The 21,869-nt window shown below is 28.5% G+C and carries 23 protein-coding genes; 9 read left to right on the top strand and 14 right to left on the bottom strand.

The genetic code is table 11. The features are described from left to right. On the bottom strand, positions 1 to 246 hold the full coding sequence (locus tag AB8U03_RS11140) for a DUF3343 domain-containing protein (protein ID WP_369704632.1): 246 nt from the start codon (positions 244 to 246) through the stop codon (positions 1 to 3). 263 nt (positions 247 to 509) lie between these two features. On the opposite strand from AB8U03_RS11140, the gene ytvI reads away from it, so the two are divergent. Together ytvI and yyaC are read left to right on the top strand one after the other, a co-directional pair. After that, on the top strand, positions 510 to 1,565 hold the full coding sequence (gene ytvI, locus AB8U03_RS11135; RefSeq protein ID WP_369704631.1) for a sporulation integral membrane protein YtvI: 1,056 nt from the start codon (positions 510 to 512) through the stop codon (positions 1,563 to 1,565). A gap of 77 nt (positions 1,566 to 1,642) precedes the next feature. Beyond that, complete coding sequence (yyaC, locus tag AB8U03_RS11130; protein WP_369704630.1) at positions 1,643 to 2,230, top strand: spore protease YyaC; 588 nt, start codon at positions 1,643 to 1,645, stop codon at positions 2,228 to 2,230. Between the two features lie 4 nt (positions 2,231 to 2,234). Here yyaC and AB8U03_RS11125 read toward each other — a convergent pair whose 3' ends face one another. From AB8U03_RS11125 to rpmH, 13 genes are all read right to left on the bottom strand, one after another. Continuing rightward, positions 2,235 to 2,465 (bottom strand): YkuS family protein, encoded by a 231-nt coding sequence (locus AB8U03_RS11125; RefSeq protein ID WP_369704629.1) that lies wholly within the window; start codon positions 2,463 to 2,465, stop codon positions 2,235 to 2,237. A 58-nt stretch (positions 2,466 to 2,523) separates the two neighbouring features. Further along, positions 2,524 to 3,027: a DUF4446 family protein gene (locus AB8U03_RS11120; protein WP_369704628.1), complete on the bottom strand. Its 504-nt coding sequence runs from the start codon at positions 3,025 to 3,027 to the stop codon at positions 2,524 to 2,526. Positions 3,028 to 3,080: 53 nt separating this feature from the next. Beyond that, entirely contained in the window at positions 3,081 to 3,941 is an 861-nt protein-coding gene (locus AB8U03_RS11115) for a ParB/RepB/Spo0J family partition protein (protein ID WP_369704627.1), read from the bottom strand. A gap of 7 nt (positions 3,942 to 3,948) precedes the next feature. Then, positions 3,949 to 4,716 carry a ParA family protein gene (locus AB8U03_RS11110; protein WP_369704745.1) on the bottom strand — a complete coding sequence of 256 codons (768 nt, stop codon included), beginning with the start codon at positions 4,714 to 4,716 and terminating at the stop codon, positions 3,949 to 3,951. A gap of 218 nt (positions 4,717 to 4,934) precedes the next feature. Continuing rightward, entirely contained in the window at positions 4,935 to 5,714 is a 780-nt protein-coding gene (gene noc / locus AB8U03_RS11105; protein ID WP_369704626.1) for a nucleoid occlusion protein, read from the bottom strand. Between the two features lie 99 nt (positions 5,715 to 5,813). Beyond that, complete coding sequence (gene rsmG / locus AB8U03_RS11100; RefSeq protein ID WP_369704625.1) at positions 5,814 to 6,527, bottom strand: 16S rRNA (guanine(527)-N(7))-methyltransferase RsmG; 714 nt, start codon at positions 6,525 to 6,527, stop codon at positions 5,814 to 5,816. Positions 6,528 to 6,696: 169 nt separating this feature from the next. Then, a complete protein-coding gene (gene mnmG / locus AB8U03_RS11095; RefSeq protein ID WP_369704624.1) occupies positions 6,697 to 8,592 on the bottom strand; it encodes a tRNA uridine-5-carboxymethylaminomethyl(34) synthesis enzyme MnmG in 1,896 nt (631 codons plus the stop codon). A gap of 10 nt (positions 8,593 to 8,602) precedes the next feature. Next, complete coding sequence (gene mnmE / locus AB8U03_RS11090) at positions 8,603 to 9,982, bottom strand: tRNA uridine-5-carboxymethylaminomethyl(34) synthesis GTPase MnmE (protein WP_369704744.1); 1,380 nt, start codon at positions 9,980 to 9,982, stop codon at positions 8,603 to 8,605. Positions 9,983 to 10,072: 90 nt separating this feature from the next. Then, positions 10,073 to 10,699: an RNA-binding cell elongation regulator Jag/EloR gene (jag, locus tag AB8U03_RS11085; RefSeq protein ID WP_369704623.1), complete on the bottom strand. Its 627-nt coding sequence runs from the start codon at positions 10,697 to 10,699 to the stop codon at positions 10,073 to 10,075. 16 nt (positions 10,700 to 10,715) lie between these two features. Beyond that, positions 10,716 to 11,372, bottom strand: coding sequence for a membrane protein insertase YidC (locus AB8U03_RS11080; RefSeq protein ID WP_369704622.1), 657 nt, complete (start codon positions 11,370 to 11,372; stop codon positions 10,716 to 10,718). 20 nt (positions 11,373 to 11,392) lie between these two features. After that, positions 11,393 to 11,602 carry a membrane protein insertion efficiency factor YidD gene (gene yidD, locus AB8U03_RS11075; RefSeq protein ID WP_369704621.1) on the bottom strand — a complete coding sequence of 70 codons (210 nt, stop codon included), beginning with the start codon at positions 11,600 to 11,602 and terminating at the stop codon, positions 11,393 to 11,395. Next, positions 11,599 to 11,934, bottom strand: coding sequence for a ribonuclease P protein component (gene rnpA / locus AB8U03_RS11070; RefSeq protein WP_369704620.1), 336 nt, complete (start codon positions 11,932 to 11,934; stop codon positions 11,599 to 11,601). Before rnpA ends, yidD begins: the two co-directional genes overlap by 4 nt. Positions 11,935 to 11,980: 46 nt before the next feature. Then, the gene (gene rpmH, locus AB8U03_RS11065; protein ID WP_369704743.1) at positions 11,981 to 12,115 is read right to left on the bottom strand and encodes a 50S ribosomal protein L34; all 135 of its coding nucleotides are present in this window, start codon (positions 12,113 to 12,115) and stop codon (positions 11,981 to 11,983) included. A 620-nt stretch (positions 12,116 to 12,735) separates the two neighbouring features. Here rpmH and dnaA point away from each other — a divergent pair. The 7 genes from dnaA to gyrA all read left to right on the top strand — a co-directional run bounded on the left by dnaA (position 12,736) and on the right by gyrA (position 21,533). Further along, the gene (dnaA, locus tag AB8U03_RS11060) at positions 12,736 to 14,088 is read left to right on the top strand and encodes a chromosomal replication initiator protein DnaA (RefSeq protein WP_369704619.1); all 1,353 of its coding nucleotides are present in this window, start codon (positions 12,736 to 12,738) and stop codon (positions 14,086 to 14,088) included. Between the two features lie 259 nt (positions 14,089 to 14,347). Next, the gene (dnaN, locus tag AB8U03_RS11055) at positions 14,348 to 15,451 is read left to right on the top strand and encodes a DNA polymerase III subunit beta (RefSeq protein ID WP_369704618.1); all 1,104 of its coding nucleotides are present in this window, start codon (positions 14,348 to 14,350) and stop codon (positions 15,449 to 15,451) included. A 27-nt stretch (positions 15,452 to 15,478) separates the two neighbouring features. Further along, the gene (locus tag AB8U03_RS11050) at positions 15,479 to 15,685 is read left to right on the top strand and encodes an RNA-binding S4 domain-containing protein (protein WP_369704617.1); all 207 of its coding nucleotides are present in this window, start codon (positions 15,479 to 15,481) and stop codon (positions 15,683 to 15,685) included. Between the two features lie 69 nt (positions 15,686 to 15,754). Then, positions 15,755 to 16,846: a DNA replication/repair protein RecF gene (gene recF / locus AB8U03_RS11045; protein WP_369704616.1), complete on the top strand. Its 1,092-nt coding sequence runs from the start codon at positions 15,755 to 15,757 to the stop codon at positions 16,844 to 16,846. Positions 16,847 to 16,866: 20 nt separating this feature from the next. Continuing rightward, complete coding sequence (gene remB / locus AB8U03_RS11040) at positions 16,867 to 17,130, top strand: extracellular matrix regulator RemB (RefSeq protein WP_369704615.1); 264 nt, start codon at positions 16,867 to 16,869, stop codon at positions 17,128 to 17,130. 19 nt (positions 17,131 to 17,149) lie between these two features. Next, entirely contained in the window at positions 17,150 to 19,063 is a 1,914-nt protein-coding gene (gyrB, locus tag AB8U03_RS11035; protein ID WP_369704614.1) for a DNA topoisomerase (ATP-hydrolyzing) subunit B, read from the top strand. A gap of 16 nt (positions 19,064 to 19,079) precedes the next feature. Next, positions 19,080 to 21,533: a DNA gyrase subunit A gene (gene gyrA / locus AB8U03_RS11030; RefSeq protein ID WP_369704613.1), complete on the top strand. Its 2,454-nt coding sequence runs from the start codon at positions 19,080 to 19,082 to the stop codon at positions 21,531 to 21,533. Positions 21,534 to 21,869 lie beyond the last annotated feature (336 nt).

Genomic DNA, 21,869 nt, shown 5'->3' with positions numbered 1-21,869 from the left:
TTACAATTGCGTATATCCTGTATCACTTCTTTTATAAATATTTTTAATAACTAATTGTCCTTGATTAACTAATTCCCCTATCATTTCTATATATTCAGCATCAATTTTTATACTTATTCCACAACTCTTAGTAATAACCGCTGGAGTTGGCATTACATTAACCTTTATACCTTTTTCTTTTAAAAGTTTTTCACCATTTATGGCTCCATGGGTATTCTTAAAAGTTATTATATAATATTCCCTCATAATCATAAAACAGTTCCAATAGAACTGTAACCTCCTGTAAAATTTTACTATTATTATATACAACAATAATTTATTAGTTTATAATTATTGTATATAAGTAATCTACTATTTTATATTTATTATAGCAGAAATATCATTACAAGTTTATAAAATATTTTATAAGATGTTTATAATTATTTTACAAAACTTCTTCAACTCTGCAATTACTTCTGTATACCATTAATAGCCAGTGAATAAATAAAAAAGGAGTTGTTATTACCACTGTGAAAGAACTGATAAACAAAATCGATAAAATTTTTTTATTTTTTATAATTTATACAATAATCTTTTTATTATTTTTTGGTACCATTAATTACACATTACCTTTTGTGCTAGCTTTAATATGTGCTTTAATACTCAGAAAACCAACTCTGCTTATTACAAGAAAGCTTAAAATCAACAATGGCATTGCTTCCTTAATTACAACCACGGTATTTTTTTCAGTAATATTGGTTGTTCTATCTTTTGGTATAATAGTATTAACTCAAGAAGCTATTCAATTTGGAAAGAATATTCAGGTATATATATCTGGTAACTCAGCTAATATAGAGGATTCTTTGTATAGTCTTCAAAAATATTATAATAATTTAGATCCATACATAATAAATTCTATTGAAAAGAACTTTGCAGGATTTATTAATAAAGCATCAAATCTGGCAGTAAGCTTTTCCGGTAAATTAGTAAGTTATCTGGTAAATTTAGTAGCTACAATACCCTATTTATTAATGGTAATACTTTTTACACTGCTAACTACATATTTTTTTACAAAAGACATGACTTCATCCAAAATGAATATATCCAATTTGCTGTCTGATAATAAAACAACTAAAGTGTTAAGAATATACAATGAAAGTAAAAAAATGCTGGGAAATTATTTATTATCATATATGATGATTATATCTCTTACCTTTATAGAGACCTTGCTGGTATTTTCAATATTTAAAATTAAGTATGCTTTAATACTAAGCACTATCTGTGCTATAGCAGATATACTTCCTATTATAGGAATCGGAATTATATATATCCCTCTTGCTCTTATTTATTTATTTGCAACGAATAACTACGTTATTTGCCTCGGACTAATTATATCCTATCTTTTAGTGTCAATTATAAGACAAATTATTGAACCTAAAATAGTATCTTCCTCTCTGGGCATACATCCTGTAGCAGTCTTAGCATCTTTATTTATTGGATTGAAGATCAATGGACTTTTAGGAGTGATATTCTGTATATCATTAGTTATCTTTTTTAACATATTTAGAAAATTGGATATGTTATAGGATTTTAAGTTAAAATATATAATTATATGTATAAATAACCTCCTTATGGTAAAAACTACATTATAGGAGGTTTTATTATGATTAAAAAAATGGTAATAGATCCGGCATCCTCAAACTCAATATTTACTTTAAGAGATGTCATAAGCAATGAAATATATCCTATTATGAGATCTGGAAAAACCATAATAATACTCTGCATAGGTACTGACAGATCTACTGGAGATAGTTTAGGCCCTATAGTAGGAGATAAATTGAAATTTTTAATACGAAATAAAGTTGAATTATACGGTAATTTACAATATCCAGTACATGCAAAGAATATTGCAGATGTTATAAACGAAATACATTCTAAATATAATAATCCATTTATTATAGCAATTGATGCCTGTCTAGGTGCAATACAAAATGTTGGTAAAATAATAATAGAAACCAAACCACTTCATCCTGGATCTGCTATGAATAAATCTCTGCCCCAGGTGGGAGATTTAAGTATTACAGGTATCGTAAATATATGTGGTGCTATGGAATTTATGGTATTGCAAAATACCAGGTTATTTACTGTTATGCAGCTTGCTGACACAATCTCCAGAGGAGTATATCATTCCATATTAAAAACTGTTGGAGGAAAAAATTCAAATAATCTTCTTCAAAATATAGAAGCTTGATGCCTTAGAAAGCTCTATCTTTAAGTATATATTCTATTTCTTCTATATTTTTTCTTCCTAAATCTATTATTAAAGTATTTTTATTTTTTATATGTAAATTTGCAAGCCCGTTATCTTTTAATTTACAAATTATAGTATCATATTTTGTATCTTCACTGTCATTTATTATTTTATATCCTCTTTTTTGTAATTCATTTCCTATATAATTTAAATCACTTGGAATATATATTTTCATATAAAAAACCTCCTTAGAAAATAATTTTCCCTTAAGGAGTTTTTTTATGTAAACAACATTATATTCTTTTATTTATACACTCTTCTAAAACCTGTTTCTCTTCTTGAGATAATTCATATCTGGACATTCCACTGTCTATAGGTTTTGCATAAGTAGTGCTTTCATCTCTTCCATATATTCCAGTAATTATTACACCATCATTTTTTTCATCCAACAATGCAATTGAAAAACTCAGATCACTGCCTACATCTTCAAAAGCCCTATATCTTATAATTGATATTTTCTGAATACAGTATTTTATCCTTAAACTTAAATTATCATATAACTTTTTAATATCTTCAGATTCCTTTTTAACATTATCTATATTGTCCAGATATTTTATAATAAGTTCTTCTAAATTTTTATTATTTGAACCTCGCATAAGTCTTTTATATCTTTTTTCTAATCTATTTAATGATTTAAAAATTATTACATTCATAATTATCAGTATTATTGCTACTACAAATAAGCCAATTACAACATATAGCTGTAAACTGTTCATTAAATTAATGATATTTTGCATATTTTTCTCCCTTCCCATTATACGAATGTTTCACGTGAAACATTAAAAACTTGTTAAATTTCTAGTATGTCTAATATTCTCTGTAAATCTTCTTGAGAATAATATTCTATTTCTATTTTTCCTTTATTTTTTTTATCCATTAGCAAAACTTTAGTTCCAAACAAATTTTCCAATTTTTCTTTTATATCCAAATAGTAAATATTTTGCTTCTTAATAACCTTTTCTTTAGATGTTTCATTAGAATCTAAATTTTTAATAATTTTTTCTATATCTCTGACTGTTAAATCTTTATCTATTATTTCTTCAGCTAATTTATATTGCATTTCTCCATTTTCTATTCTCAAAAGCGCTCTTCCGTGCCCTTCACTTATAACTCCATCTATAAGATATCTTTGAACCCTGTCATCCAAATTCAAAAGTCTCATACAATTTGAAATTGCAGTTCTGGATTTTCCTATTTTATTACTTAATTCTTCCTGAGTTAAATTGAAATCATCAATTAATTTTCTATAAGCTAAAGCCTCTTCTATAGGATTTAAATCCTGTCTCTGTATATTTTCTATAAGGGAAATTTCTAAAATCTCTCCATCTGACAAATTCATTATAATGGCAGGTATTTCTTTAACACCAATAAGTTTAGCAGCCCTCCATCTTCTCTCGCCTGCTACTATACTATATGTATCATCTCCAATTTTATTAAGTATAAGTGGTTGTATTATACCATGTTCTTTTATTGATTGAGAAAGCTGTATAATTTTATCCTTGTCAAAATTTTTTCTAGGTTGCTCCCCATTAGCTTCTATAAAATCAACATTAATATAATTTATATTGCCTTCGCCTTTTCCTACATTCTCAAAAGTATTATCAGGTATTAATGCTTTAAGTCCTTTACCTAATCCATATTTTTTACTCAAACTCTGTTCACTCCTCCTGCCTATGCAAAAACTCCTTAGTCAATAGTTCATAGGCCTCTGCGCCTTTACATTTATCATCATAAAGCACTATAGGCAGTCCAAAACTTGGAGCCTCCGCCAACCTTATATTCCTAGGTATAGTAGTTTCATATACTTTATCTTTAAAAAACTTTTTTACTTCTGAAACTACTTGGGTGGACAAATTGGTTCTCATATCACACATACTCATAATTACTCCCTCAACTTTTAAACCACTATTTAATGATTTTCTAACCAATTGTATGGTATTTATTAGTTGTCCAACTCCTTCTAACGCATAAAACTCGCATTGAATAGGAATAATAACACTACGAGATGCCGTAAGTGCATTTATAGTCAATAAACCTAATGATGGAGGGCAATCTATAAATATGAAATCAAACTTCTGTTTTAAACTTTTTAATTTATTCTTTAGTATATTTTCTCTGCTTCTTCTATCTATAAGTTCTATTTCAGCTCCAGCTAATTCCATAGTAGAAGGAATTATATAAAAATTATCTATTAGTTCACACTTTTTTATAATTTCATCCATATTAGCCTCTGAAGCTAATATATCATATATAGAACTCTCCACATTTCTTTTGTCAATTCCCAATCCACTGGTAGTATTGCCCTGTGGATCAATATCTATATCCAATACTTTATATCCTTGCATAGCTAAGTATGCGCTTAAATTAATACATGTAGTAGTTTTTCCAACTCCACCTTTTTGATTAAATATTGATATCACTTTTATCTTAATCACCCCCTCGACTTACCTTTTACCTTATTTTTAATTATATATTTTTATTTAAAATAATAAAAGAGTTTTCATATAAATTTAACTTAAAAATAAATTATTTTCAAGTAGCATAAAATAACCGTACACCATTTTAATTCGGACATACGGTTTGATAATTTTCATTATTTAATTAAACTTAATCCACAAATACTAAATGTTTCACATGAAACATATCACTTTTTAGGAATAGTAATTATTATCTGTATTTCTTCATCAAGATCCTGTGAAGCATAATTCGCATTTAAGCCATACTTGTCAAATATCTGTTTAACTGTATTTATATAAACTTTAGGAGAAAATATACCCTTTATTTTTTTTGTTTTGCTTTTCTTTGCTTTATTACTTATAATTTTATCTAATTCCCTGTTAATAAGTTCTTCTGTCTTTTTTACATTTAAATTTTTTTTAACTATGTCTTTTAATACTTTTTTCTGAAGTTCTAATGTTGGGAGCTTTAATAATGCTCTTGCATGTCTTTCAGTTAGACCCTTGTCCAATAATACATTTTTAACTTCCTTATCCAATTTAAGTAATCGAATCTTATTTGCAATAGTAGATTGTTTCTTTCCTATAACTTCAGCTAATTTTTCCTGAGTATATGAATGATCTTTTATTAAATTATAATATGCCTCTGCTTCTTCTAAAAAATTAAGATCCTCTCTCTGTAAATTTTCTAAAAGTGCTATTGCCGCAGATTCTTTATCACTTATATCTACTATTATTACAGGTACTTCAGTTAATCCCGCCTTTTTTGCCGCTCTAAGTCTTCTCTCCCCAGCAACCAATTCATATTTATTTTCACCTAATTTTCTCACTGACAAAGGCTGAATTACTCCATATACATTTATAGATTGAGCTAATCCTTCTAAACTCTCTTCATCAAAATATTTTCTTGGTTGATATACATTAGGTAAAATTAAATCTACAGGTATATAATTAACATTTTTTTGCATATTTAACCATCCCTCTTATGTTTCCTATTATTAACATTTCTTTATTTTTTTATAAAATCCTGCTAGTTTATATAAATTTCGTATGACAAATTGTTACATTTATTTTAATGGTTTCTTAGAAACTATTCCCGGCTTCCTTGGATAAGCTTTGGGAGTTCCTTTAATCTTTTTTATTATGACTAAATTGTGATTAAAATTATTATTTTCTACTTTTATTATATCTTCTATTTTACCACCTAAAATATTAATTGCACTTCTGCTCTCTTTTATTTCATCTTCTACTGCAGGACCTTTCATAGCTATAAAATAACCACCTATTTTTACATATGGAATACAAAATTCACTTAAAACGGTTAAATTCGCCACCGCCCTTGATACAGCTGCATCAAATTTTTGTCTATATTCCAATTCTTTAGAAAAATCCTCCGCTCTTCCGTGTATACAATTTACATTATTCAATTCAAGACTTAATATAACTTGATTTAAAAAATTTATCCTTTTATTTAATGAATCCAAAAGTGTGATTTTTTTTTCTTCATCAACTATCTTCATAGGTATACCTGGAAATCCAGCTCCTGTTCCTATATCAATAATATTTGAAATGTCTTTTATAGGTGAGAACTTAAATATTTCTATGCAATCTATAAAATGCTTTTTAACAATATCTTCATCCTCAACTATTGCAGTAAGATTTATTTTATTATTCCATGATTTAAGTATATCCTTATATTTCATAAACTTATTATATTTTTCTTCATTAAAACTCAACCCAACATCATTACACGCTGCATTCATACTCTGAAAATACTTCATAATATTTCTCCAAACTTATCATTATTTTAATAACTATCAAGTGATTCTTGGGTTCAGGTAGAGTTTTCTCATAAGAAATACTTTTCTCAGCCTGAACCTTAGAGGAACTTATCCAGAGGTATATCATTACTTATCCAACATCTTATAAAGCGAGGATCTTAGCAAAATACTAGTCATCGGATAAGGCCTTTTCCCTGCTTCTTTTTTCCATGTAAATTAGCAAAACAGAAATATCCGCTGGTGAAACTCCAGAAATTCTGGAAGCCTGACCAATATTCATAGGTCTTATTTTATTTAATTTTTGTATAGCCTCTATTCTCAATCCTTTAATTTCATGATAATCTATATTCTCTGGTATAAACTTATCTTCAAATTTCTTAAATTGACTGACTTGTTCAAGCTGTTTGTCTATATATCCTTCATATTTTGAAATAATATTTACTTCTTCCTGAACATCTTGACACAATTCAGATCTATTTACATCCAGAGGTTCTAGATTAAAATAATCAAGCTCAGGTCTTTTAATTAACTCATATAAACTAACACTCTTTTTCAATTCAGAAGAATTCAACGAATTCAAAAAATCAATTACATATTTTTTTGGTGTTATTTGAACATTTTTAATTCTTTTTAATTCTTTCTCTATATTGTGCTTTCTATTTAAATATTTCTCATATCTTTTTTCATCAACTAATCCTATTTTATGTCCCATCTCCGTAAGCCTTAAATCCGCATTGTCCTGTCTAAGTATCAGTCTATATTCAGAACGAGATGTCATCATCCTATAGGGCTCTTCAGTTCCCTTTGTAACTAAATCATCTATCAAAACACCTATATAACCATCAGATCTTTTTAAAATAAGGGGTTCTTTTTCCATAGCTTTAAGGGCAGCATTAATACCTGCAATTATTCCTTGAGATGCTGCTTCTTCATACCCAGAACTTCCATTTAACTGACCCGCTCCAAATAGGCCTTCAATCTTTTTAAACTCTAATGAAAGTTTTAACTGAAGTGGATTTATACAATCATATTCAATAGCATAACCACTTCTTAAAAATTCTACATTTTCAAGTCCCTCTATAGTTCTATACATGGCAATCTGCACGTCTTCTGGCATTGATGTAGATGCACCATCTACATACAATTCATCTGTATTTTCTCCTTCAGGTTCTATAAATATTTGATGTTGTTCCTTATCAGGAAATCTAACCACTTTATCTTCAATAGATGGACAATATCTTGGACCTACGGATTTAATAGATCCATTGTAAAGTGGTGATCTACCTATGTTATCTCTTATAACCTTCAATGTACTTTTTGTAGTATAGGTTAAATAACAAGGCACCTGCTCCCTATCTATGTTTTCACTCATAAAAGAAAATGGGATTATCTTTTTATCACCAGGCTGTTCTATCATTTTTGAAAAATTTACACTTCTCTTATTTATTCTAGCTGGTGTCCCTGTTTTAAACCTTCTAAGTTCTATTCCTAAATTAAGTAAACTTTGTGAAAGATCATTAGATGGCATAAATCCATTTGGACCTGAACTATAGCTTACATCTCCTATAATCACTTTCCCCTTTAAATACGTTCCTGTAGCTAAAACCACAGCCTTTGTTCCAAAATATGCTCCATTTTTGGTAAGTACTCCACTAATCTTTCCATATTTATCTGTTCTTATTTCTATTACCTCTATTTGCCTCAAATATAAATTAGGTTGCCTCTCAAGTACCTTTTTCATTCTCCCTGAATAATTTCTTTTGTCAGCCTGAGCTCTTAATGAATGTACAGCCGGTCCTTTTGAGGTATTGAGCATTCTTGATTGTATAAATGTATGGTCGATATTTACACCCATTTCTCCACCTAATGCATCTATCTCCCGTACTAAATGTCCCTTAGCTGTTCCTCCAACATTAGGATTGCAAGGCATAAATCCTATACTGTCTAGATTCATGGTACACATTAAAGTCTTACATCCCATTCTAGCTGCGGCAAGTCCTGCTTCACAACCAGCATGCCCACCTCCCACAACTATTACATCATATTTACCTGAAAAGTATTCCAATCTTAACTACCTACTTTCCTAAACAAAATTGTGAAAATATTTTATCAATTATATTCTCCTCTAAAGTATCACCAGTTATTTTGCCAAGATTAGCCCAAGCATTCCTTATATCTATAGAGGCTAAATCTATGGCTGAAGTATTTTTCAATACTTGTAAAGCTTCAATACAGCTTTCTTTAGCTCTAATTAAACCTTCTTTATGTCTCATATTAGTTACAAATAGATCCGTGGATTTAATTTCACCTTTAAAAAACAAATCTTTAATGCAACTTTTAACCTTATCTAATCCCCTGCCGGATTTAATTGAAGTTTTTATTATAAATTTTGAATTCAATTTATAAATATCATCTAAATCTATTTTATCACCTAGATCAGTTTTATTTAATAAAATTATATATTTTTTCTTATTTATATAATCTATAATTTTCTTATCTTCCGCATCTAATTTTTTGCTTGAATCCAACATCAGTATGATTAAATCTGAATCATCTATTTTCTCTTTTGATTTTTTGACTCCAATTTTTTCTACTAGATCATTAGTCTTTCTAATTCCTGCAGTATCAATTATTTTTACAGGTACCCCCTCTATACTCATATATTCTTCTATAACATCTCTGGTTGTACCTGGTACATTTGTAACTATAGCTCTATTTTCCATAATCAATGAATTCAAGAGAGATGATTTGCCTACATTTGGTTTTCCGACAATTACTATATTTAAACCTTCTCTAATTATCTTCCCCTCTTCCGCAGTACTCAATATAAAATTTATCCTATCTAATATTTTATTTAATTTTATAGATACTTCATTAGCTGTTACTTCCTCCAAATCAGCTTCTGGATAATCCACCGTAGCTTCAATAGATGCAATTATTTTTAAAAGCTCTTCTCTTAATGAGTTAATTTCCTCAGAAATTTTTCCCTTTGATTGTTGCACTGCAGATTTCATTGAGATTTCAGTTTTTGCATTAATTATGTCTATCACCGCTTCTGCCTGGCTTAAATCAATTCTCCCATTTAGAAATGCCCTTTTAGTAAATTCCCCTGGTTCTGCCATCCTAGCTCCAGATTTAATAACTTCCTCAAGTACTTTTTTAGCAGCTAAAATTCCACCATGGCAATTTATTTCAACAGTATCTTCAGCCGTATAACTTCTAGGGGCTTTCATAAAACTTATAAGTACTTCATCTAATAATTCCTGAGTTTCCTTTTCCACTATAAAACCATATCTCATTGAGTAAGGTTTTATATCCAACAGTTTTCTATTATCTTTTCCCTTAAATATTTCATTTACTATTTTAAGAGAATTTTCACCAGAAACTCTTACAATTGATATGCCACCTTCCCCTAACGCCGTCGCTATAGCTGCTATTGTATTAACCTTTTCCATCATTTCACATTTCACTTCCCTTTAATCTCTAATGCATAAACTGTAGCAAACTTTTCACCAATTTTCTCGAACATGTAAAAAAGAAAGCCTTTAGGCTTTCTTCAAATCAACTACAACTCTTCTAAAAGGCTCCTGTCCTTCACTATAGGTATTTACATAAAAATCATTTTGAAGAGCAGAATGAATTACTCTTCTTTCATAAGGATTCATGGGTTCTAACTTAACTATTCTGCCTGTTTTTCTAACTTTTTCAGCCACTCTTCTAGCAAGTCTTTTTAATGTTTCTTCTCTTTTTGCTCTATAATTTTCTGTATCTAAAACCACTCTTTTATATTCCATCTCATGATTCTTATTTATTACAAGACTTAAAAGATATTGAAGTGCATCCAGAGTCTCTCCTCTATAGCCTATAAGTATTCCCATATCTGAACCAGTCAAGTATACCTTTATTACATTATTTTCTTCTTTTATTTTTATTTCAGCTTCTACTTTCATTTTATCTAAAATATTTTTTAAAAATATTTTTGCATCATATATATAATCTCTTTTTAATTTAACTTTTATTTTAGCTGGTCGTACCCCTATAAAATTAAAAAAGCCTTTATTGCCTTCATCTAATACTTCAACTTCCACTTTATCTTTTTCAACTTTCAATTCTAATAGTGCATTTTTAAGTGCCTCTTCAACAGTTTTTCCTGTGGTTTCTATAACCTTCATGCCACATAGCCACCCCCTAAGCCTTACTAGTTTTTTTACTCATTTCAATCTTTTTAATAACTAAAGTTTGTGCTATTTGAATTAAGTTACTAACAACCCAATACAATACTAATGCTGATTTAAATCTCATGCTCATATATACCATGAATACAGACATTCCTATATTCATCATCTTACTCTGTTTTGCCTGTTCACCCGTAGAAGGCATTACTAAAAACCCTGATAAATAAGTAGTTATTCCTGATATAACAGCAAGAAATATATCTGTCTTAGCTAAATCATTCACCCATAAAAAACTAACACCATTTATTCCAGATAAATTATTAAAAACATAGTAGAGAGCTATTAAAATAGGCCACTGAATAAGAAGTGGTAAACATCCACTAAAAGGGCTTGCTCCTTTTTCTTTATACAATTTCATCATTTCTTTTTGTGCTCTTTGTGGATCCTTTTTATATTTTTCCTGTAGTTTTTTAACTTCCGGTTGAATTTCATTCATGGCAAATGAAGATTTCAATTGTTTTATTCCCAATGGAAGTATTATAATCCTAATTATTATAGTCATTAAAATTATTGCTATACCATAGGAAAGATTTTGATTAGGTACAAACGAAGTTACACTACTATGTAAAAAATCAAAAAACCGAACAAAAGCATTATTTAAGTATTGCAAAATATTAAACCTCCTGAAATTTATTTAACTGGATCATATCCGCCTTTGAAAAATGGATTACACCTCAATATCCTTTTTATGGACATAAATCCACCTTTTATGATACCATATTTTTGTAATGCTTCCAATGCATATTGTGAACAAGTAGGATAAAATCTACAACATGGTCTTTTTAGAGGTGATATATATTTTCTATATAGTCTAATTAAAAAAATTAAAAAATTTTTCATTTATTATATAAGCCTGCTTTTTTGATTAAATTTTTTGTGGAATTACCTATCTCTATATAATTTTTACCGTTTGATAAATTTCTAGCTATAAATACCAAATCATAGCCTATTTTTACATCCTTTATATCTAATCTACAGATCTCTTTAATCAATCGTTTTATTCTATTTCTCTCAACGCTTTTTCCCACTCTTTTACTTATGGATATACCCAATCTATTTATATTCTTCCTGTTTCTGTAGATATATAAAACTAGCAAATTATTAGAAAAAGATCTTCCTCTCTTATATACAACACGAAATTCTGCATTTTTTTTTATTCTGTAAACTTTCATTTTTGCTCCTTTTTTTCTGCTTGCAGAAAAAGGCCACAAAAGCGGCCTATGCTGTTAATTTCTTTCTACCTTTTTGTCTTCTTCTTCTAATAACATTTCTTCCCGATAAAGTTCTCATTCTCTTTCTAAAGCCATGTTCTCTTTTTCTCTGTTTCTTTTTTGGCTGATAAGTCATCCACATAATCTTATACAACTCCTTTCTAAATTTAACATTGACTTTCTAGGTCCAGTTTTTATATATGGAATCTAATATTCTCATTATTAAATAAACAGTCCCAAAATAATCGTTTTAACTTTCTAAAATATAAAACGAAAATAATTTAAATAGCATACTCTTAAAAAGCTTAATCTATTTTCAGTCTAAATTCTAAAGTTTTACTATTAAATTATATATTCACTAACTTACAATGTCAATACAAATTAAAAAGTATAAGTTTTATAATCAATATTTTTTATATATATTTTGTGGATAATTTCTTGAATAGGTTGTTAGGTTTTGATATTATAAATAGAGGCTTGTTAATAACTTTAAAAATATATACTACTTATCCACAGTTGTGGATAAAAATGTGCATAACTTGTTTAAATTATATTTATTTTTATATTTTTGACTATTTCACTAACATTATTCATTGTAAATAATGTTAATATTTATTTCTATAATTAAAATTACAATTTTTTTATTTTAAAATTATAAACTTAATTATACACATGTGAATATTTTTATACACATATGTCAACAAAATATAATAATGAAGCATCTAAACTGGGAATTATTTTTCTAAGACTGGAGGATACAAAATGAATGCCCATCCAAAAGAAATATGGGAACAATCTTTAAATATAATAAAAGGTGAAATTACCGAAGTAAGTTTTAACACATGGATTAAAAGTATTACTCCTGTATCCATTGAAAATGACAATTTTATATTAAGTGTACCAAATGATTTGACTAAAGGAATATTATCTAGTAAATATACAAATTTAATATCAAATGCATTAAAATTAATTACTTCAAAAAAATATAATATTAAATTTTTAGTTTTATCTGAATCTGAAGAAGCTTTAACATCAGATGATAAACCTAAAAGATATAACAAGAAATCGGTATTAATAAATGATGAAATGTCTACCATGTTAAATCCCAAATATACTTTTGATTCTTTCGTTATAGGAAACAGCAATAGATTTGCCCATGCTGCATCTCTTGCCGTAGCTGAATCTCCTGCTAAAGCATATAATCCATTATTTATATATGGAGGAGTAGGTCTGGGAAAAACCCATCTAATGCATGCTATAGGTCATTATGTATTAGATAATAATAATAAATCTAAAGTAACCTACGTTTCATCTGAAAAATTTACCAACGAACTTATAAATTCAATAAAAGATGATAAAAACGTAGAATTCAGAAACAAATATAGAAATGTAGATGTGCTATTAATAGACGATATTCAGTTTATAGCAGGTAAAGAAAGAACTCAGGAAGAGTTCTTCCATACTTTTAATGCCTTATACGAAGCAAATAAACAAATAATCCTGTCAAGTGATAGACCACCAAAAGAAATTCCTACACTAGAAGATAGACTTAGATCCAGATTCGAATGGGGACTTATAGCAGATATTCAACCACCAGATTTTGAAACTAGAATGGCTATATTAAAAAAGAAAGCTGATGTAGAAAAATTAAATATCCCAAATGAAGTTATGGTATATATAGCTACAAAAATTAAATCAAACATAAGAGAATTAGAAGGAGCCTTAATACGCATAGTTGCCTTTTCTTCACTTACAAACAAAGAAATAAGCATAGATCTAGCTATAGAAGCATTAAAAGATATAATTTCAAGTAAACAGTCAAAACAGGTTACAGTAGATCTAATACAAGATGTAGTAGCAAATTACTACAACTTAAAAGTATCTGATTTCAAATCGGCCAGAAGAACTAGAAATGTAGCTTTTCCACGACAAATAGCAATGTATTTATGTAGAAAACTTACAGATATGTCTCTACCCAAGATAGGAGAAGAATTTGGAGGTAGGGATCATACTACTGTAATACACGCCTATGAAAAAATATCAAGTAATTTAAAACAAGATGAAAGTCTTCAAAATGCTGTAAGCGACTTAACAAAGCGTCTAAATCAAAAATAATTATCAACAGATGTTATTAGTTATTTTATGATACATTGTTGATATTATGATATATTTATTATTTTTTCTTATCATGTGGATAATGTTATTTTTTAATACTTATTTATCCACAGTTATTTTTTTCACTTTTTTCAGTGATATTAACGCTTCTATAGCTTATCAACATACTAACAGCCTCTACTACTATTATTACTAATAATAAGTTAATTATCTATTTCTATTAAGAAAATATATTGTCAATAAGGGAGATGCTATAAAAATGAAAATCATATGTAAAAAAACATATTTACAGGAAGCTATATTTATAGCTCAAAAAGCAATAACCGGAAAATCCAGTATGCCTATATTGAACGGATTAAAAATAACTGCTTTCAACAACCAAATTACATTAATAGGATCTGATATAGATCTAAGTATAGAAACTAAAATAGATGCAGTAGTTGAAGAAGAGGGAACAGTTGTAATTGACGCAAGATTATTTGGAGAAATTATAAGAAAATTGCCTGATGACAATATAAGTATCTCAACTATAGAAAATAATTCTATAGAAATATTGTGTCAGAAATCAAAATTTAATCTCATACATATGAATGCTGAAGATTTTCCTGAAATACCTAATATAAACGAAAATATGATTTTTTCAATACCTCAAAAAATATTAAAAAATATGATAAAGAGTGTTATATTTGCTACGGCTCAAGATGAAACAAGACCTATTCTTACAGGAGTCTTATTTGAAATAAAAAATAAAAAATTAAATTTAGTAGCTTTAGATGGATACAGACTGGCCTTAAAATCAGAGTATTTAAACACCGACAATATAATAAATGCTGTAATTCCAGGAAAAACTCTGAATGAAGTGTCTAAAATCTTAGAGGATAATGACAAGAGTGTAAATATAACATTTACACCTAATCATATACTGTTTAATTTAGTTAATACAAAAATCATATCTAGGCTTTTAGAAGGCGAGTTTATAAAATACAATTCCATAATTCCTGAAGAATTTAACATGATAGCTACTGCTAAAAAAGATGAACTTTTAAATTGTATTGAAAGAGCATCTTTAATGGCTAAAGATAGCAATACTAATTTGGTGAAATTAGAACTGGAAGAAAATACTATGATAATAACATCTAATTCTCAATTGGGAATGGTAAGAGAAGAATTAAATATAATTTTGCAGGGAGATGATTTACAAATTGCATTTAACTCAAAATACTTAATGGATGTTTTAAAAATAATGGATGAAGAAGAAATTGTTTTGAAATTTTCAAGCAGTGTAAGTCCATGTATAATTAAAAATAAAATTAACGATGATTGTACTTACTTAGTTTTACCAGTTAGACTTTTAAATAGTTAAAAATAAATAAATTGGAGATAATAGAAAATGAATGAAATTAAAATTAACACAGATGTAATAAAATTAGACTCATTTTTAAAATGGTGTGGAGCTGTTTCACAAGGATCTGAAGCTAAGCTTTTTATAAAAGATGGTATGGTAAGGGTAAATGGAGAAGTGGAAACAAGACGGAGTAAAAAACTTTATAAAGGATTTACCGTTGAATTTAAAAAGGAAACTTATAAAATTATTTAGCTGCATTAAAAATTTATTATTAATTGTATACTACATATTGTGATATAATTATAAATAGGTGTTTTTTAAATGTATATTAAATATTTAAAACTTAGAAATTTTAGAAATTATAAAAATCTTGATATTGAATTTAGTAAAGGTGTGAATATATTTACAGGAGATAATGCCCAAGGAAAAACGAATTTACTTGAAAGTATATATTACTGCAGTATAGGTAAATCTCCTAGGACAAATAAAGATAAGGAACTGATAAATTGGGAAGGTAAAGAAACTTATATAGAAGCTTATATAGAAAAAAAATCATTGGATAAAAATATAGAAATAAAGATATTTAAAGAAGGTAAAAAGGGAATAAATATAAATTCTATAAAAGTAAATAAGTTATCTCAACTTATGGGAGTTTTTAATGTAGTAATGTTCTCTCCAGAAGATTTAAAAATAGTAAAAGAATCGCCGGTTTTTAGAAGAAAATTTTTAGACATCGAGCTTTGCAAATTCAGTAAAAAATATTATTTTAATTTGGTTCAATACAACAAGAACTTAAATGAAAGAAATACTTTACTTAAAAGGTGGAGAGATTGCAATGATGATATTCTTGAGGTATATGACAGGCAATTATCTAAATATGGTGGGATTATAATAGATATGAGAAATAAATATATAAAAAGGCTTAGTGAAAAAGGAAAAGTTATTCATAAGGACATAACCTCGGGAGCTGAAGATATAGAATTTAAATATATAACACCCTTAGAAGATTTAAATAAAACAGAAGATAATTTGTTTGAAATATTAAAAATTAATAGAAAAAATGATATAGATAGAGGTACTACACTTTATGGCCCACATAGGGATGATTTTGTTACAAGAATAAATGGCATTAATGTTAGAAATTTTGGCTCTCAAGGTCAACAGAAAACATCAGTGTTAACTATGAAGTTTGCTTCTCTTGAGATAATAAAGGAAATTATAGGTGAATATCCTGTTTTGCTATTAGATGATGTTTTATCTGAACTGGATGCAAATAGACAAAGATATATACTAGGCTCTATAAATAAAATACAAACATTTATAACTTGCACAGGAATTGATGACATTAAAAAGGATTCTCAAGATAAAGCATGTTTGTTCGTTGTAAAGAATGGTAAAGTAATTATGACTTAGTTTTTGAAAGGAGATTATTTATGTTTTTACATTTAGGTGAAAATATAGTTGTTCCAATAAAGGATGTAATCGGAATATTTGATGTTGAAACTTCAACATATAACTCTGATACAACTCAATTTTTAAGGATGGCTGAAGAAGATGGATTTGTTCAAAAGATCACAAAAGATAAACCTAAATCTTTTATCATTGCTGAAGTAAATAAAAAAAGTAAAATTTATTTATCACCTATATCTTCATCCACGTTAACTAAAAGATCAAAAGCTTTAGATTATAGACTTTAAGATAAATAGGAGGATAGGTATGCTACAAGAAAAAAAACAAGTTTATGATGAAAATCAAATACAGGTGTTAGAAGGTTTAGAAGCTGTTAGAAAAAGACCTGGAATGTATATTGGAAGTACCAGTTCAAGAGGACTCCATCATTTAGTATATGAGATAGTCGATAATAGTATAGATGAAGCATTGGCAGGATACTGTGATAAAATAGATGTAACTATACACGAGGATAATTCTATAACAGTTATTGATAACGGTAGGGGAATGCCTGTTGGAATGCATCATAAGATGAAAAAACCAACGGTAGAAGTAATAATGACTATACTTCATGCAGGAGGAAAGTTTGGCGGCGGCGGATACAAAGTTTCCGGTGGACTTCATGGAGTAGGTGCATCAGTTGTAAATGCCTTATCTGAGATTTGCGAGGTTGAAGTAAAAAGAGAAGGTCATATATGGAAACAAGTATTTAAAAGAGGAAAAGTAGTAACTGGATTAGATATTATAGGTGATAGCGAAGAGAGTGGAACGAAAATACATTTTAAACCTGATTCAGAAATATTTGATGAAATAGAGTTTGATTTTGATATATTATCTCAAAGACTTAGAGAATTGGCTTTTTTAAATAAGGGAATAAAAATATCTTTAAAAGATAGAAGAGATGATAGAGAAGAGCTTTTTCACTATGAAGGTGGAATAAAATCATTTGTGACTTATCTTAATAGAAATAAGCAGACAATTCATAAAGATCCCATATATGTAGAAGGTAAAAAGGATGACTACTCTGTAGAAATTGCTATTCAATATAATGATGGATATACTGAAAATATTTTTTCCTTTGCCAATAATATAGATACAGTAGAAGGGGGCACTCATTTAGCTGGATTTAAATCTGCACTAACTAGAGTTTTTAATGATTATGCAAAAAAATTTGGAATATTAAAAGAAAATGATAAAAACTTGTCAGGAGAAGATATAAGGGAAGGCCTTACTGCTGTTATATCTATAAAACTTATGGATCCCCAATTTGAAGGTCAAACGAAAACAAAGCTTGGGAATAGTGAAGTACGTGGTATAGTTGATAGTATAATGGGAGAAGCGCTTAATAATTTCCTGCAGGAAAATCCCCAAATAGCAAAATTAATATTGGATAAATCATTAATGGCATCTCGTGCTAGAGAAGCGGCAAGAAAGGCAAGGGAATTAACGAGACGTAAATCTATACTTGAAAATACATCTCTCCCAGGAAAACTTGCAGATTGTTCATCTAAAGATTCATCCGAATGTGAGATATATTTGGTAGAGGGTGATTCAGCAGGTGGATCAGCTAAACAAGGTAGAGATAGAAAGTTTCAGGCTATACTTCCACTTAGAGGAAAAATAATGAATGTTGAAAAGCAAAGATTGGATAAAATACTTGGATATGAGGAAATAAGGGCTATGATAACAGCCTTTGGAGCAGGTATAGGAAAAGAATTTGATATTACTAAAATAAGGTATAACAAAATAATAATAATGACAGATGCAGATGTAGACGGAGCACACATAAGAACATTATTGCTTACGTTTTTTTATAGATATATGCAAGAATTAGTTGAAAAGTGTCATGTTTATATAGCTCAACCACCCTTATACAAGATATCTAAAAGTAAAAAAGAGTATTATGCATATTCAGATAAGGAACTAGAAGTATTGCTGAATGAAATAGGAGGAAAAGATAATAACGTTGACATCCAAAGATATAAGGGACTTGGAGAAATGGATTCAGAACAGCTTTGGGATACTACAATGAACCCTGAAACTAGGACACTTATTCAAGTAAACGTAGATGATGCCATGGCTGCTGATGAAATTTTCACTATACTTATGGGTGATAAAGTAGAACCTCGTAGAGAATTTATACAGCAAAATGCTAAAAAGGTTGTAAACTTAGATATATAGTAAAGAGGTGTAGTTGATGTTTGATGAAGGTAAAATTTTACCAGTAGACATAAGCAAGGAAATGAAAAAAAGTTATATAGATTATGCTATGAGCGTTATTGTAAGTCGTGCGCTTCCAGATGTGCGTGATGGATTAAAGCCAGTTCACAGAAGAATATTATTTTCTATGTATGAATTGGGATTGACTCCTGAAAAGGGATATAGGAAATGTGCAAGAATTGTTGGAGATGTATTAGGTAAATATCATCCTCATGGTGATACTGCTGTTTATGATGCTTTAGTTAGAATGGCACAGGAATTTTCAATTAGGTATACTTTAGTTGATGGTCATGGAAATTTTGGTTCAGTAGATGGAGATAGTGCTGCAGCTATGAGGTATACTGAAGCTAAAATGAATAAAATAACCCTTGAAATGTTAAGGGATATAAATAAAAATACGGTAGATTTTGTTCCAAATTTTGATGGTGAAGAAAAAGAGCCTTCTGTTCTTCCATCCAGATTTCCAAATTTGCTTGTAAATGGATCTGCTGGAATAGCTGTTGGTATGGCTACCAACATACCACCTCATAATTTAACTGAAGTTGTAAATGGTGTGATAATGATAATAGATAATCCACAAGTTACAATTAGTGAACTTATGACATGTATAAAAGGTCCGGATTTTCCAACAGCAGGATTAATAATTGGTACATCTGGTATAAAAAGTGCCTATGAAACTGGAAGAGGAAAGATATTAGTAAGAGCAAAAACTGAAATTGAAGAGATAAATGGAAGAAATAGAATATTGATAACTGAAATTCCATATCAAGTTAATAAATCAAAACTTATAGAAAATATGGCTGAACTTGTGAAAAATAAAAAAATAGATGGAATATCAGATATTAGAGATGAATCAGATAGAGAGGGAATGAGGGTTGTTGTAGAATTAAAAAGGGATGCGAATCCAAATGTAACTCTCAATCAATTATATAAACATACAAGAATGCAGGATACTTTTGGAATCATAATGCTAACTCTTGTAAATAATGAACCGAAGGTATTAAATTTAAAGCAAATACTTGTGTATTATCTGCAATTTCAAGAAGAAATTATAACAAGAAGGACTAGATTTAATTTAGATAAGGCCCAAGCTAGAGCTCATATTCTTGAGGGATTAAAAATAGCATTAGATCATATTGATGAAGTAATAAGTTTAATAAGGGCATCTAAAACTACAGAAAATGCTAGAAATGGTTTGATGATTAAATTTAATCTTTCAGAAAAACAAGCTCAAGCTATTTTGGATATGAGACTTCAAAGGCTTACGGGACTTGAAAGAGAGAAAATTGAAAATGAATATAATGAATTGATGGAAACAATAAAACATCTTAATGAAATCTTGGAAAATAAATCTCTTTTATTAAGTATAATTAAAGATGAATTAATTGAAATAAGGAATAAATATGGTGATGAAAGAAAAACTGAGATACAGATAAGCAATGATGATTTTAATATTGAAGATCTTATTGAAGAAAAAGAAGTGGTAATAACTTTAACCCATGAGGGGTACATAAAGAGAATTTCTGCTGATACCTATTCTTCACAAAGAAGGGGAGGAAGAGGAATACAGGCCATGGCTACAAAAGAAGATGATTTTGTAGAACATATATTTATCACCTCAACTCATAGTCATATTTTATTTTTTACAAATAAAGGTAAGGTATATAAATTAAAAGGATATGAGATCCCTGAAGCAGGCAGAACTGCTAAAGGTACAAATTTAGTTAATTTACTGCCTTTAGATGTAAGTGAAAAGATTCAAGCTGTCATAGCTTTTAAAGAAATTGACCAAGATAAAGATAATTACTTTATAATGGCAACTAAAAATGGTTTAATTAAAAAAACTAAAATAAGCCAATATGCTTCTATAAGAAAAAGTGGTCTAAATGCTATAAATTTAAGAGATGAAGATGAACTTATACAAGTTAAAATGACTACTGGGCAGAGTGAAATACTTGTTTTTACTAAAAATGGATATGCAATAAGGTTTAGTGAAAAAGATGTAAGATCTACAAGTAGAAATACTACAGGTGTAAAAGCTATAACTTTAAGGCACGGAGATATAGCTGTTGCAATGGATATTGTAGATGAAAGTCAGGATGTTCTTGTTATAAGTGAAAATGGATTTGGTAAGAGAACTCCTATAGGTGAATACACCATCCATAGAAGAGGTGGAAAAGGTATTATAACTTATAAGGTTACAGAAAAAACAGGATTAATGGTTGGAGCTAGAATTGTAAAAGATGAGGATGAAATTATGCTTATAAATAGCAGTAATGTAGCTATAAGACTTAATGTATCTGAAGTATCAACTACAAGTAGAAATACTATGGGTGTCACACTTATGAAAACAGGTGATGAACAAAGAGTTGTTGCAATTGCTAAAATAAATTGTAGCGATGAAATTAAAGATGAAGTTAAAGATGAATAGTTTTTTACCATAATAATAAATACAGCTTTTTCAATAGTGAAATATTTTAGTAAAGTTAAAATATTTCACTATTTATTTTTGAGTATGGAAATCCCATATATAAATCAAGGCAAGTGACTTTTAAAATTAATAGAAATAAATCAAAAAACATGTTGACTCCATCTAATTAAGGTGATAGAATATAAAAGCTGTATAAATTGAAACTTTGTTAAAAGTTTGTGTTTATAAGGTATTGATAATCTTGAACTAATGTGATAAACTAAAGTAGTTCTTGATTATTGAAGATGATCTTTGAAAATTAAACAGAATAAAATATAAGGAAAACTTATATAAGAA

This window comes from Clostridium moutaii (genome assembly GCF_041205085.1).
Classification (GTDB): domain Bacteria; phylum Bacillota; class Clostridia; order Clostridiales; family Clostridiaceae; genus Clostridium_B; species Clostridium_B moutaii.
Note: the sequence above shows the minus strand (reverse complement) of the source record. Positions and strands in the feature narration are given on the sequence as shown.